The sequence below is a fragment of the Variovorax paradoxus genome, from assembly GCA_016806145.1.
Taxonomy (GTDB): domain Bacteria; phylum Pseudomonadota; class Gammaproteobacteria; order Burkholderiales; family Burkholderiaceae_C; genus Variovorax.
On the sequence record CP063167.1, the window covers coordinates 1,268,050 to 1,281,655 of the forward strand.

Annotated in this window: 13 protein-coding genes; 10 read left to right on the top strand and 3 right to left on the bottom strand. The window is 63.6% G+C overall.

All coding sequences use genetic code 11. The features are described from left to right. Positions 1-113: 113 nt before the first annotated feature. From INQ48_36965 to INQ48_36975, 3 genes are all read right to left on the bottom strand, one after another. Positions 114-383, bottom strand: coding sequence for a type II toxin-antitoxin system Phd/YefM family antitoxin (locus tag INQ48_36965; GenBank protein ID QRF61001.1), 270 nt, complete (start codon positions 381-383; stop codon positions 114-116). 71 nt (positions 384-454) lie between these two features. Further along, entirely contained in the window at positions 455-619 is a 165-nt protein-coding gene (locus INQ48_36970; GenBank protein ID QRF61002.1) for a hypothetical protein, read from the bottom strand. A 61-nt stretch (positions 620-680) separates the two neighbouring features. Next, positions 681-1,886, bottom strand: coding sequence for a beta-ketoacyl-[acyl-carrier-protein] synthase family protein (locus tag INQ48_36975; protein ID QRF61003.1), 1,206 nt, complete (start codon positions 1,884-1,886; stop codon positions 681-683). A 646-nt stretch (positions 1,887-2,532) separates the two neighbouring features. Here INQ48_36975 and INQ48_36980 point away from each other — a divergent pair. From INQ48_36980 to INQ48_37025, 10 genes are all read left to right on the top strand, one after another. Beyond that, positions 2,533-3,498 carry a LysR family transcriptional regulator gene (locus INQ48_36980; GenBank protein ID QRF61004.1) on the top strand — a complete coding sequence of 322 codons (966 nt, stop codon included), beginning with the start codon at positions 2,533-2,535 and terminating at the stop codon, positions 3,496-3,498. Positions 3,499-3,606: 108 nt separating this feature from the next. Continuing rightward, a complete protein-coding gene (locus INQ48_36985; GenBank protein QRF61005.1) occupies positions 3,607-4,575 on the top strand; it encodes a tripartite tricarboxylate transporter substrate binding protein in 969 nt (322 codons plus the stop codon). A gap of 176 nt (positions 4,576-4,751) precedes the next feature. Next, positions 4,752-6,509 carry a CocE/NonD family hydrolase gene (locus INQ48_36990; GenBank protein ID QRF61006.1) on the top strand — a complete coding sequence of 586 codons (1,758 nt, stop codon included), beginning with the start codon at positions 4,752-4,754 and terminating at the stop codon, positions 6,507-6,509. Between the two features lie 25 nt (positions 6,510-6,534). After that, entirely contained in the window at positions 6,535-7,464 is a 930-nt protein-coding gene (locus INQ48_36995) for a 3-keto-5-aminohexanoate cleavage protein (GenBank protein QRF61007.1), read from the top strand. 10 nt (positions 7,465-7,474) lie between these two features. Next, positions 7,475-8,221: an SDR family oxidoreductase gene (locus tag INQ48_37000; protein QRF61008.1), complete on the top strand. Its 747-nt coding sequence runs from the start codon at positions 7,475-7,477 to the stop codon at positions 8,219-8,221. A 1-nt stretch (position 8,222) separates the two neighbouring features. Further along, a complete protein-coding gene (locus INQ48_37005; GenBank protein ID QRF61009.1) occupies positions 8,223-8,576 on the top strand; it encodes an NIPSNAP family protein in 354 nt (117 codons plus the stop codon). A gap of 3 nt (positions 8,577-8,579) precedes the next feature. Then, a complete protein-coding gene (locus INQ48_37010) occupies positions 8,580-9,293 on the top strand; it encodes a ThuA domain-containing protein (protein ID QRF61010.1) in 714 nt (237 codons plus the stop codon). A gap of 69 nt (positions 9,294-9,362) precedes the next feature. Continuing rightward, on the top strand, positions 9,363-10,508 hold the full coding sequence (locus INQ48_37015) for an NADH oxidase (protein ID QRF63134.1): 1,146 nt from the start codon (positions 9,363-9,365) through the stop codon (positions 10,506-10,508). Positions 10,509-10,672: 164 nt separating this feature from the next. After that, positions 10,673-12,301, top strand: a complete 1,629-nt coding sequence (locus tag INQ48_37020) for an acyl-CoA synthetase (protein ID QRF61011.1) — start codon at positions 10,673-10,675, stop codon at positions 12,299-12,301. A gap of 488 nt (positions 12,302-12,789) precedes the next feature. Beyond that, the gene (locus INQ48_37025; GenBank protein QRF61012.1) at positions 12,790-13,590 is read left to right on the top strand and encodes a fumarylacetoacetate hydrolase family protein; all 801 of its coding nucleotides are present in this window, start codon (positions 12,790-12,792) and stop codon (positions 13,588-13,590) included. The last annotated feature ends 16 nt before the right edge of the window (positions 13,591-13,606 follow it).

Below are 13,606 nucleotides of genomic sequence, written 5' to 3' on the forward strand. Positions count from 1 at the left end.
ACGCGAACGCTCTAGGTGGGCCTTGTGGACACCTATCTGTAGTTTCCCAAGACATAGGGGATGGCGCGCTGTTGTTCGCCGCTGTTTCGATGCAGATCGAACTGCGCCATGCCTCAGAGGGGCGAGTGTTCGTCTGCGAAAGAGCCCCACTGGGCCTGTACGGCGTTCCAGCCGTCAGCGCATGCATCGGCCCAATGGCGCTGTTGCTGGATCCGTTCCTCGCCGCGTGCACGGGGAGCTTCCTGCAATTCATTTATCTCTTGAGGAGAAATGATGTAAGCCGCGGGACGGCCGCGTTGGGTGATGGCGACGGGCTCGCGTTGAGCAGAGCCCAGCAGTTGCCCGAAGCGATTTTGTGCTTCGGCCGAGGTGACATTGAGCATGAACATTCCCAAATTGGCTAAATACAGTTTAGCTGGCGTATGTCATGAATTGCCGAGGTGCAAGCGTCTGCTTAGTAGCCAGAGCCGTGGATCGCCGTGGTCTCCCCCTCGAGCACCAGCGTCGGCGGACTGGCGAGCACGCCCTCGCCGCGGTAGGCCGCTCGCGGCCTCCCAGCCGAGCGGGTGAGGCTCCAGAAGGCCAGGCCCTCGATGTAGATCGTCGGCGTGGTGCTCATGGAAGTACCTTCGTGCTTCGCACCGCGGTCCGAGCTTGCTTGGGGCGGCCTGGGGCGGCGCTCATGCCTGCGCCGCCTTACCGAACACCAGCGCGCAGTTGTTGCCGCCGAAGCCGAAGGAGTTGGAGAGCGCGTAGCGCACCTCGCCGTGCGCCGGCGCGAGCCGGATCTGCGGGCCGAAGCCCGGGTCCAGCGCGGCCGAGTTGACCGTGCCCGGCATCAGGCCGCGCTCGATCGCCAGCAGGCTGATCACCGCCTCGACGATGCCCGCGGCACCCAGCGTGTGGCCCGTGAAGCCCTTGGTCGAGCTCGCATGCGTGCGCGCCGGGAAGCGGCGCGCCACCAGCGCGCCCTCGACCTCGTCGTTCTTCTGGCTCGCGGTGCCATGCATGTTGATGTAGTCGATCGCCTCGGGCGCGAGGCCGGCGCGCGCCAGCGCCTCGTCGAGCGCGCGCTCGGCGCCCAGGCCCTCGGGATGCGGCGTCGACATGTGGTGCGCGTCGCTGGCCTCGCCGTAGCCCAGCAGCTGCAATCCTGTGGCGGAAGCCGCGTCGGCGCGCTCGAGCAGCGCGAAGCCCGCGGCCTCGCCCAGGCTGATGCCGTCGCGGTCCGGATCGAAGGGCCGGCACGGCCCGCCGGACACCAGCTCGAGCGAGTTGAAGCCGAACAGCACGCTGCCGCACAGCGTGTCGACGCCGCCGACCACGGCCGCGTCGACCAGGCCCAGGCGGATCAGCCGCTCGGCCGAGGCGAACACCTTGGCGCTCGACGAGCAGGCGGTGGAGATGGTCTCGCTCGGCCCCTCGAGGCCCAGCACTTCCTGCACGAACATCGCGAGCGAATGCGGCGTGTGCACCTTGGGGCGTCGCTGTGCGGGCGGAAAGGCGCCGCTGGCGTCGAGTTGGGTATAAGCAAGCTCGGCCTCACCGATGCTCGAGGTCGAGGTGCCGAGGATCAGCGCGATGCGCGCCGCGCCATGGCGCCCGCGCGCCTCGGCCACGGCCTCGAGGAAGCCGTCGGCTTGCAGGCCGAGCCAGGCCAGCCGGTTGTTGCGGCAGTCCCAGTGCGCGAGGGCATCGGGCAGGCGGAGCTCTTCGAGGCCGTCGACGCGGCCGATCCAGGTCGGCAGCGGCGCGGGGCCGAAGTCGTTGGCGCGCAGGCCGCTGCGCGAATGTTCGAGCGCTTCGGCAAGCGGCTCCTTGCCGACGCCGACGGCCGAGGTGGCCGTGTAGGCGCTGATCTGGAGGGGGGGAATGCGGGCGGGCATGGCGCTGGCTGGGCGGGGCAAGAGATCGTGGGTCGCACTTCTTCCGAGACTTGTCGACGATATGCAAAGCTTAACAATTGAGGGTGAGGACTCCTGTCAGTGGTGGGCTATGGGTGTCGTCTCCCGAAGAGCCGTCATCGTGGCGCACCGCGAAGTAGCCGCCGTCAGCGCCGCGGGCATCGGCGCGCGAGCAGGTTGCGACATGCGATCGGAGCGAGGTCAAAGACGGCGACGAACATGCCGGAGCTTGCGAGGAGCTTCGCGACGGTCGCATCCGCGGGTTGAACCGCGCGTACGGCGAGACTTGTTCCTGAGACTTAGGTACCGGCGAGGAGGGGGGAGGAGGGGGGAGGAGGGGGCAGCCTGTTCCCCGGGTGCGCCGACTCAGAAAGGATCGGAGCGCTCTTCGAAGCTCGCGCACGCGGCGGACAATTGTGATGGTCCCAAAAGCTCAGCATCGCTCGCGCATTCCTGGCCAGCGCCCCGGCCGATGGCTTCGCCAGTCAGAACCTTTGATTGACGGGGGGACGGTCTGGGCACGCTGCAGCTGTTGCAGAGTAAACTGCAGTCGGCCCCCGTCTTAGGTTGCGCCGCCAGCGCGCAATGCCGCCCCTCGGTACCACCGACGCACGGCTCTTGTGAAGCCATGAACGTTAGGCAACTGCGCTACTTTCTCCAAATCGCCGAACTCGGCAGCGTGACGCGCGCTGCGGAGGTCTTGCACATCGCCCAGCCGGCGCTGTCGCGTCAGATGCGCTCGCTCGAAGAAGACCTCGATGCGACGCTGCTACACCGTTCCGAACGTGGTATCACGCTGACGGAGGCTGGGGAATGTCTTCGCGGAAGTGCCGTCGAACTGCTGCGCCATTTCGATCGGGTCCGCTCCGAGGTCCGAGATCGGTCCGGTGACGCCAGCGGTGAGCTCACGATCGCGCTGCCTCCGTCCATGTCGGAGTTGCTCGCGTTTCCGGTCGTACAGCGATTCAGGACCAGTTTTCCTAACGTCTTGCTGAGGGTATTCGAAGGATCAAGCGGAGTGCTCGACGCCTGGTCAATGGTCGCACAGGGCAGGGCCGACCTGGCAGTGGTCGCCTCCGGGGAACCCCTCGCCAGTCTTGAGGCCTTCCCTTTCATCGAAGAGCCAATGTGTCTGATCGGCCCAGCCGAATCAGGTCTTTCCATGGACAAGCCGTTGGCCCTGGAAGATCTTGTCGATCGGCCGATGGTTGCGATGAGCCGCCCGAATGTGGGACGCATGATCGTGGAAAGCGCGATGGCCGAACGGAATTTGCGCCTCAACATTGCGATGGAGGTCAACACTCGGCAACTGGTGTTGAGGGCGGTGGAATCGGGCTTGGGGTTCACGACCCTGCCGGTGTGCTCCGGGAGCGACCTGCTTGAGCGTGGTGCCATCTCCATGGCACCCATCAAGGACGTGATGATCTCCTGGCTTCTGATAAAAGGCCGCGAACAAGGTTTGTCCGTTGCGGGCCAGCGCATGCAACTCATGCTGCGGCAAGTCGCCCATGAGCAGATATCAGGCGGTCGCTGGCCACTTGCCAGACTGAAGGGGTTCATCCCGTCAGGGACGGACGTTGCTCGCCTGCCTTGACGTGACACCGGGATCGGCATGGTCGCCATGCCGAGAAAGCATTTCCGCCGCCATTGCCTCGTTGCTAACCTCTTCTCCAGTCTAATTACTACTAGAGGAGACAGTCGTATGAACAGGCGAAACATGATCGCCGGGTCGCTGGCGTCGATGCTGGGAACCCAACTGCGCGCGCAGGGCGGCAACGGCTATCCGCACCGTCCGGTAACGCTCATTTTCCCCTTTCCCCCTGGATCGCCGGGGGATGCGGAAGCGCGAGAGATCGGCATCTCGATGCAGAAGGCGACTGGTCAGCCGCTCGTCATGGACTATCGCCCCGGCGCAAGCGGCATTATCGGCACGCAGCTCGCCCAGCGAGCTGCACCGGACGGCTACACGCTGCTGTACGGCTCGACGACATCGATCGTGACGGGACCCGCCGTCACCATGAAGTCCCCCTATAGCGGGACAACCGACTTTGAGCCGCTCACGGGAATCGGTCGGATCGACGGGCTCCTGGTTGTGCCGGCCAATTCCAAGTACCACACGGCGCAGGAGCTTGCCGAAGCGCTCAAGGCAAATCCAGGCAAGTTGAACTACGGCACGATCGGGCCCGGCTCGATGTCGCACCTGATCGGCGAGCTCTACCTGCGGACCGTTGGCGCGAAGGCGACGCCTGTCGCGTACAAGGGAACACCGCAGGCCTTGCAGGCGCTGGTTGCCGGAGAAATCGACTTTCTCGCGGACAGTGTGGCGTCAGCCGGCGGCCTCATCGACGCTGGAAGGGTTCGTCCGCTGGCGGTGGCAACCAGCAAGCGCCTGTCACAGTTGCCTGATGTCCCGACACTCACTGAGACCGGACTCAAATTGGTACTCGGGGTGTGGCTCGGGTTGTTTGCGCCGAAAGGGACGCCTCGCTCGGTGCTGGATCAATGGGCGCTATGCGCGAGCGACTATCTGCGCGACGCGGACGTGCGTTCGAAGTTGCTTGCGAGGGGGATAGAGCCGACTCCGAGCACGCCCCAGGAATTTGCGCGTCAGGTTGCGGCAGACGAGGCGCAGTGGCGGCCGCTCATCAGGTCGTTGAACATCCAGACTTGAGAGTTTCGAGTCCGAATACAGCGGGCGACCTTTTGGTCGCCCGCTTTTTTTTGCCTTTCCGCCCATCGCATACACGCCACTGTCCAGGGCATGCCAGCCATGCCACGACAGTATTTCCCGAGCGGGCATGCAATTCCTATTCTTGCCGGCATGGAAAGACAAAAAAGGACGACGCAATGAACCCAATGAAAGAGACTGAAGCTGCCGCGATCATCGACGCCATCGTTGTGGACTGGGACGTCCCCATCACGATGGATGATGGAACGGTTCTGCGTGCCGATGTTTTTCGTCCGGTGGAGGAAGGGCGCTATCCCGTACTGCTGAGCTATGGACCCTACGGCAAAGGACTGGCCTTCCAGGAGGGCTATCCGGCTGCTTGGGAGGGCATGGTCCGCAGCCACCCCGATGTGGCAGAGGGATCCAGTGGCCGGTACCAGAACTGGGAGACGGTCGACCCCGAGAAATGGGTGTGCGATGGTTATGTGTGCATCCGCATCGACAGCCGCGGCGCCGGTCGCTCGCCCGGATTGTTGGATCCCTGGTCAGAGCGAGAGATCAGCGACATTTGCGAGTCGATTGCTTGGGCTGCAGCACAGCCATGGAGCAGCGGCAAGGTCGGCATGAACGGGATCTCCTACTACGGCGTGAACCAGTGGTTCACTGCATCGCGCCGTCCTCCGTCGCTGTCGGCGATCTGTGTCTGGGAAGGTGCAGCCGACATCTATCGGGACGCAGTGCGCCACGGTGGCATCCCTTGCACGGCGTTGTGGAAGTCCTGGTACGGACCGCAGGTCGTGAACGTCCAGCACGGCGCCGGTGACCGCGGGCCGCGCAGTCGCGTGACAAGTGAGCTGGTTGCGGGTCCGGAGACACTGGATGACGAGACTCTTCGCTCTAACCGAGTGGACCTTGGGCACGAACTGACGAGCCGACCCCTCCCGGACTCGTATTTCGAGGCGCGGTCGGGACGATGGGACTGCGTTGACGTACCGCTCCTCTCGGCGGGCAATTGGGGAGGGCTCGGCCTGCATCTGCGAGGCAATATCGAAGGGTTCACGCAAGCGAGCTCGAAGCAGAAGTGGCTCGAGGTGCATGGCGGCGATCACTGGTCTTCGTTCTACATCGCCAGTTCGGTCGCTCTGCAAAAGAGGTTCTTTGATCACTTCCTAAAAGGAGCTGACAACGGCTGGGACGCCGAACCTCCGGTGAATCTGAACATCCGGCACGTGGACCGTTTCGTCGCTCGGAAGGAGCAGGCATGGCCCATTCCGGACACGCGATGGACCCCGTATTACCTGGAGCCGGGGCAGGCGGCCCTTGGCAGCTCCGTCCCGGTGGACAACGCTTCCGTCACCTACGAGGCCCTTGGGCCGGGCTTGGTATTCATGCTGCCGCCCTCGACCAGTGAACTCGAGGTAACGGGCCCCTTGGCAGCTCGCCTCTACATTTCTTCCGAGACCACCGACGCGGATCTCTTTCTCACCGTTCGCCTGTTCACGCCCGACATGAAGGAGGTCACCTTCCAGGGCGCCAACGACCCTAACACGCCGATCGCGCAGGGGTGGCTGCGTGCGTCGCACCGGAAGCTGGACGCGGATCGTTCCAAACCCTGGCGCCCCTGGCATGCGCACGACGAGATCCTTCCACTCGTGCCTGGCGAAGTTTATCCAGTCGACGTGGAGATCTGGCCGACCAGCATCGTCGTCCCCCCGGGCTACCGATTGGCGCTGAGCATCCGTGGCAAGGACTTCGAGTACGCGGGCCCACCCGTGATGGCGTTGCACCCCGCACACGAAATGCGAGGCTGTGGAGCGTTCGTTCATGACGACGAGCGGGACCGTCCGCGGTCAGTTTTCGGGGGGAAGGTAACGATCCACACTGGCCCGTCGCACCCGTCATCTGTCCTTCTGCCCGTGATCCCGACGCGGGCGTGATTCATCTGTCCTGGAGACTACTTTTGTGAAGCAACAGCGAGTAATCATCAGCTGCGCGGTGACAGGCGGCGTGCATACGCCCACAATGACGCCGCACCTGCCGATCACCCCCCAACAAATCGCGGATGCAGCCGTGGGCGCTGCCGAGGCTGGCGCCGCCATCATCCACTTGCACGCGCGAGACCCCGTTACGGGGCGGCCGGACCAGTCGCCGGAAGCATTCGGCAAGTTCTTGCCGCAGATCAAGGAGCGATGCGACGCGGTGATCAACATCACCACGGGCGGTGCGCCGGGCATGGCTGTAAGCGAGCGCATTCGGCCTGTGATCGAGTTCAAGCCGGAAGTCGCCTCGCTGAACATGGGGTCGATGAACTTCGGCATGTATCCCATGCTGGAGCGCTTCAGCAACTTCAGGTTCGATTGGGAGGCTCCGTTCCTGGAGAGCACCCGCGACCTCGTGTTCAGGAACACCTTCAAAGATATCGAGCACATCCTGGGGGTGGGGTCCGAGGCGGGCACGCGTTTCGAGTTTGAGTGCTACGACACCGCGCACCTGTACAACCTTCGACATTTTCTGGACCGCGGAATGTTGAAGGCCCCTCTCTTCATTCAATCTGTCCTCGGCATTCTGGGAGGGGCGGGGACGCACCCGGAGGATGTGATGCACATGAAGCGGACAGCCGACCGGCTGTTCGGCGATCAGTACCACTGGTCAGTGATCGGAGCAGGCGCCGCGCAGATGCGAGTGGCGGCGCAGGCGGCAACGATGGGCGCAAATGTGCGCGTCGGCCTGGAGGACTCGATCTGGCTTGGCCCCGGCAAGCTGGCTGAGTCGAATGTGGATCAGGTCCGGGCCGTGAGAAAGCTGATCGAAGGATTGGGGCTGGAGATCGCGTCTGCCGAGGAGGCCCGCGAGCGCCTGCACCTCAAGGGCGCTGCAGGTGTCAACTTCTGAAGGAACGAATGTGTCGAAAGTGCTTGTTGTGACCGGTTCCAGCCGGGGTATCGGTGCCGCGATTGCGCTCCTCGGGGCGAAAGAGGGGTACGGGGTCGCGGTGAACTACCGCAGTGATCGTGATGGCGCGGAAGCGCTCGTCCGAAATATTGCGCGCCAAGGAGGCAGGGCCGCTGCCGTCTGCGCGGATGTGTCGACCAGTGCCGGAGCCGCGAAGCTTTTCGCCGAAGTCGATCAGACATTGGGCAGCGTCTCCGTGCTGGTGAACAACGCCGGCATCTCCGGCAGCCGGTGCGCTATCGATGCAATCGACGAGGACAGGCTGCAGCGGATCTTCGAGACGAACGTGTTTTCCGCCTTCTTCTGCTCCCGCGAAGCGGTCAGGCGCATGAGCCGCACCAGCGGAGGCGAAGGCGGATCGATCGTGAACATCTCATCGGCTGCGGCACGGCACGGCGGTATGCCCGAACTTGCTCACTATGCGTCCACCAAAGCCGCGTTGGACGGCATGACCATCGCGCTGGCCAAGGAGCTCGGGCCGCAGGGCGTTCGGGTCAACAGCCTTCGACCGGGTGTGATCGTCACCGAAATGCACGATGAGTTCGGAGGCGCAAAACTCATCGAAAGCATTGCGCCTACGATTCCGATGCAACGCCCGGGCACGGTGGACGAAGTCGCTGAGGCTGTGCTTTGGCTGGCGTCGGAACGCTCATCGTACGTCCATGGTGCTGTCATCGATATCACGGGCGGAAGATAAGATGCTCTTCGAGATGCGGACCTACCAGGTGCTGCCGTCCCGCCTGAAGGACTACCTCAGCATCTACGCAGAGAAGGGCAAGTCGCTTCAGTGTGAAGTCCTTGGGCACTTGGCCGGGTGCTACATGACCGAGGTCGGTGACCTGAACCAGGTGATCTTCATTTGGGGGTTCAGTTCGTTCGAGGACCGTGTGCGCCGGCGTGGCGCGCTCGCCGCGCTTCCTGCGTGGCAAGCGTACGTCGCACAGGTCGCTCCTCTCTTCGTCCGTCAGGAGAGCAGGCTGCTGATGCCGGCAGCTTTCGGCGAGGCTGCGCCGATGAAGGACGAGATGTGGCATTCGCGGGACGTCGGTTAAGCGATGCCGCGCCCGCTTGTCGCCGCACTGGTGTGCGGCAGTCCCCACCGTAACCACGATTTTGATTTCGCGCGGCTGCGGCTCGGCCAGGCTCTCTACGACGCTCACGGCATTCGCACCGATTGCTACAACGACTATGAGGAGTCGGCTGACCTCCTCGGCGCCGACCTGCTCGTCAGCTACACGTCGCAGGTACCGGTGAGTGAAAAAGCGAGTGCAGCGATCCGGCGCTTCCTCGATCGAGGCGGGCGCTGGTTCGCGTTGCATGCGACCAATTCGGTCGCGGGCAATCAGGCGATGCCGAGCATCCTCGGCACACGCTTCATTTCACATCCGAAGTACATGACCTTCCCGGTCAAAGTGACGCGGCAGGAAGAGCCGCTGCTAAAAGGCATCCGCGATTTCGACGTGTCCGACGAGCTGTATTGCATCGAGGATGTCACCAGGGACCTCGACGTGTTGCTCCACGCGCACTGGGGCGGTGAAGCGTTCGGCGGCATTCATTTCGAGGAGGCCGATCGCCCGATCCTCTACCGCCGGACAGTCGGCGATGGCGGCGTGCTCTATCTCGCGCTCGGCCACGCCAACCGGCCCTATGACAAGCTGTTTCCGCACCTGCCCGATCAGCTCGACCATCGGGGCCCCTGGGACCTACCGATGTTCCAAGAGCTGGTGAAGCGTGGCGTCGAATGGGCGGCACAGCGGCGCCCGTTCTGACCACACCCCGCCGCTCGTGCCCGGTCTTTCGAGTGGCGAGCCTTGCAACCATTCGACTCGGCGTTCAAAGTGAAAAACAAATTCTCAGACGAATCTCTTCAACTGCGCTCTGTTGTCACTCATGGAGGGCAGGTTGTGCTTTCTCTTGTCAGAGAAGCGCTGCCAGCTCTGAAGCCTGAAGATGTGCTCATTCGCGTCGAGGCCGCTCCAATCAACCCGTCCGACATTGGCTCGATGCTTGGCGCCGCGGACCTCAGTCTGGCGTGGACTGCTGACGGTGCTGCTGGGCCGGAACTTGTGGCGCCTGTACCTGCAGCATCCCTGCCGGCGATGCGATCGAGCAGGGCTGCTTTCATGTCGGTCGGTCTCGAAGGGGCAGGTACGGTCGTGGCGGCAGGAAGTTCACATGCTGCACAGTCCTTGATGGGGAAAACGGTTGCAGCGATGGCCGGGGGCATGTACGCGCGCTATCGTTGTGTAGCGGCGGCAGAATGTCTCGTGCTCCCCGAGGGCACCAGTGCGGTAGAGGCTGCCTCCTGCTTCGTCAATCCCCTCGCCGCGTTAGGGATGGTGGAGACGGCTCGCAGGGAGGGCCACACGGCGATTGTCCAAACGGCTGCTGCCTCGAATCTCGGACAGATCCTTCTTCGAATCTGCCTTGCTGATGGTGTCCCGCTCGTCAACGTGGTGCGGTCGCAGCAGCAAGAGGAACTCTTGCGCGCGCAGGGCGCCCGCTACGTGTGCAACTCGAGTTCCGGCGATTTCAGAGATCGACTTGTTGACGCCATTGCGGCCACGGGGGCAACGATTGTCTTGGACCCCATTGGAGGGGGTAGCGGCGGGCAGATTTTGAGCTGCATGGAGGTGGCCATCAGCCGCCGTCCCGGTCAGGCAGCCTCCCGCTACGGCTCGGAAGTTCTTAAACAGTTGTATGTGTACGGCGCTCTCGATCCTCGCCCCATCGAGATACCGCGCGACATCGGTGCTGCATGGGCCGCTGGCGGATGGCTTCTTCTGCGGTACCTCAAGGTGACGCAGCCGCAAATCCTCGACAGGCTCAAAGCTCGGGTTGCCGCAGAAGTCAAGACCACGTTTGCGAGCCACTACGCCCGAGGCATTTCGCTGAAGGAGGTCATCTCACCGGAGGTCCTCAAGGTCTGCGCACATCCCGCGACAGGAATGAAATTCCTGATCGAGCCCTGGAAAAACTGTTGACCGAGTCGTCGGAAATGCCGAGCTCGAATCCGCTGGCCGCAAGAGCGCACGGCGTCTGTTATCTGGAAATGGGAACTCTCCGCATCCGGGCGCCACGCGTTCGTCGAAGTCCTTCGGAGATCACGACCGGGCTCAACTTCCTTGCGACTGAATAGGTGACATCCATGGACACTCCGCTCTTCGACCGGGACCTTCCCCGGACCTCCGCGAACTACGCGTCGCTTTCTCCCTTGCCATTCCTCCAACGAAGCGCCGAGGCATATCCACAGCGCTTGGCCATCGTGCACGGGAACCTGCGCCGCACCTGGTCCGAGGTGTACGTCCGATGCCGACGGTTGGCCTCTGCGCTTCAGCGGCGCGGCATCGGCAAAGGGCAGACGGTGGCGGTCATGCTGCCCAACACGCCTGCGATGGTCGAGGCGCACTTCGGCGTGCCCATGGCCGGCGCGGTACTCAACACCCTCAACACGCGGCTGGATCCCCAAAGCATCGCCTTCATGCTGGACCACGGCGAGGCCCAAGCGGTCATTGTTGATATGGAGTTCGCGCCGGTGCTAAAGAAGGCATTGGCATTGCGTAAGAGTCACTCGCCGCTGCTGCTGGTGGACGTCGATGACCCACTCTACGCCGGACCAGTGGAGCGCATCGGCGAGTTGACCTACGACGTGCTCGTTGCCGAGGGCGATCCACACTTCGCCTGGGATCTGCCGCAAGACGAGTGGGATGCCATCGCCCTGAACTACACCAGCGGCACCACCGGTAACCCCAAGGGCGTCGTCTACCACCACCGTGGCGCGGCATTGAACGCCGTGTCGAATATTCTCGAGTGGGACATGCCCAAGCACGCCGTCTACCTCTGGACGCTGCCGATGTTCCACTGCAATGGCTGGTGCTTTCCCTGGACTATCGCGGCGCGCGCCGGGGTTAACGTGTGTCTGCGAAAGGTCGATGTCGACGCGATGGTGGACGCGATCCGCGAGCACGGGGTCACGCACTACTGCGGCGCGCCGATCGTGCATTCGATGCTCGTCAACGCGCCCGACGAACTGACGAGAAAACTGCCGCGCGGGGTCAAAGCGATGGTGGCCGGCGCGGCGCCGCCTGCCTCGATGATCGAGGGCATGGAGCGGCTCGGCTTCGACCTCACCCACGTGTACGGCCTGACCGAGGTTTACGGCCCGGCAATGGTCTGTCCGAAGCACCCTGAATGGGACGGAATGGACATCGGCGAGCGCGCGCGGCTGAACGCCCGCCAGGGCATGCGCTACCACCTGCAGCAGGGCGCCATCGTGATGGATCCGCAGACGATGGTGCCCGTACCATGGGACGGCGTCACCATGGGCGAAATCATGTTCCGCGGCAACATTACGATGAAGGGCTACCTTCGGAACCCGAAGGCAACGCAACAGGTGTTCGCCGGCGGTTGGTTCCACACGGGCGACCTCGCTGTGCAGTACCCGGACGGCTATATCAAAATCAAGGACCGCAGCAAGGACATCATTATCTCCGGCGGGGAGAACATCTCCTCGATCGAGGTGGAGGATGTCCTGTACCGGCATCCAGACGTGCTGGCTGCCGCGGTAGTGGCCAAGCCTGATCTCAAATGGGGCGAGTCACCGTGCGCTTTCGTCGAGCTCAAGGCGAGCGCGAAGCTCGTGCCCGAAGACATCATCGCGCACTGCAAGAAGCACTTGGCCGGGTTCAAAGTACCGCGAGCTGTGGTCTTCGGCGAACTCCCCAAGACCTCCACCGGCAAGATCCAGAAGTTTGAGCTGCGACGACTGCTCGAATGAACCGGCGCCGAGCTCGAAGATGGTCGCGAAGCTCGTTGACTGTCGAGCGCCTGGGGCCGCGGTTCTGGCGTCGCCCCTGGACTGCGGCCTGTCTTTAGCGCACCGCTCCGGTTGCGGTTGACCGTGCGAAGTTCGAGTCGTTCACCCGCGCTGCCGTCCACCTCAGTTCCGGGATCGTGACACCCGGATCGGCATGGCCTCCATGCCGAGAAAGCATTTCCGCCGCTATTCCCTCGTCGCTAACCTTTGCTTCAGTCACATCATCAATGGCGAAGACGGTCGCATGAACAGGCGAAACATCGTCGCGGTGAGCGACATTGCCTGCGCGGCCAGTTGATCGCCGAGCTGCTTTCTTCGTCTCGACATCTTGAGAAGAGGCCAGATGAAATTGCCGTCCTTCGCTCTTGTTCGGGGCCTCCTCTCGACGACTTGACGCAACCCGGCGCGATGCGCTGCCCCACCCAACCCCCCACCAACAGAGATCATCCATGCAACATCTATCCGACCCCGCCGAAGCCTTAGCGGCGGCGCTGCGCGACGCCGAGCATCAGCGCTCCCCCTGCACGCCGTTGCGGCACCAAGCCGAGTCCCTCGGCTGGTCGGTGACTCAGGAGAACGCCTATACCGTGCAGCGCATCAACGAGGCGCGCCGCATATCGAGCGGCGATCGCGTCACGGGCCGCAAGATCGGGCTTACTGCCGCCAGCGTGCAGCGACAGCTTGGCGTAGACCAGCCGGACTACGGCGCGCTCTGGAGCTCCACGGCCTTTGGCGACGGCGCGGAGATTCCGCTGACCGGCTTTATTCGGCCCAAGGTGGAAGCCGAAGTCGCGATCGTGCTCGACAAGGATGTGACGGCCGCCGACGCAACCTTGGCCGACCTCTTCGCGGCCACGGCCTATGCGGTGCCTGCGCTCGAAATCGTGGACAGTCGCATCGCGGCCTGGGACATACACCTGTTCGACACCATCGCCGATAACGCATCGGCCGCCGGCTACGTACTGGGCGCGGACCCGAAACGACTGGATCGGCTGAGTCTGCGCGATGCCGGCATGACACTGACCGAAGACGGCCGCAGCGTGAGCCAGGGCAGCGGCGGCGAGTGCATGGGCCATCCCTTGAATGCTGCTGTCTGGCTGACGCGGCAACTGGCCCGGCTCGGCACCCCGCTGCGCGCCGGCGATGTCGTACTGACCGGGGCGCTCGGACCGATGGTGACGATCACTGCGCCCTCGTTCTTCGAGGCGCATATTGAAGGTCTCGGCCGCGTCGCGGCGCGGTTCGCGTGAACATGCAAGGAACCTC

Excerpts from the sequence above, each read along its gene's own strand:
- INQ48_36965 (QRF61001.1), bottom strand. The coding sequence starts at position 383 with ATGCTCAATGTCACCTCGGCCGAAGCACAAAATCGCTTCGGGCAACTG.
- INQ48_36970 (QRF61002.1), bottom strand. The coding sequence starts at position 619 with ATGAGCACCACGCCGACGATCTACATCGAGGGCCTGGCCTTCTGGAGC.
- INQ48_36975 (QRF61003.1), bottom strand. The coding sequence starts at position 1,886 with ATGCCCGCCCGCATTCCCCCCCTCCAGATCAGCGCCTACACGGCCACC.
- INQ48_36980 (QRF61004.1), top strand. The coding sequence starts at position 2,533 with ATGAACGTTAGGCAACTGCGCTACTTTCTCCAAATCGCCGAACTCGGC.
- INQ48_36985 (QRF61005.1), top strand. The coding sequence starts at position 3,607 with ATGAACAGGCGAAACATGATCGCCGGGTCGCTGGCGTCGATGCTGGGA.
- INQ48_36990 (QRF61006.1), top strand. The coding sequence starts at position 4,752 with ATGAACCCAATGAAAGAGACTGAAGCTGCCGCGATCATCGACGCCATC.
- INQ48_37005 (QRF61009.1), top strand. The coding sequence starts at position 8,223 with ATGCTCTTCGAGATGCGGACCTACCAGGTGCTGCCGTCCCGCCTGAAG.
- INQ48_37010 (QRF61010.1), top strand. The coding sequence starts at position 8,580 with ATGCCGCGCCCGCTTGTCGCCGCACTGGTGTGCGGCAGTCCCCACCGT.
- INQ48_37020 (QRF61011.1), top strand. The coding sequence starts at position 10,673 with ATGGACACTCCGCTCTTCGACCGGGACCTTCCCCGGACCTCCGCGAAC.
- INQ48_37025 (QRF61012.1), top strand. The coding sequence starts at position 12,790 with ATGCAACATCTATCCGACCCCGCCGAAGCCTTAGCGGCGGCGCTGCGC.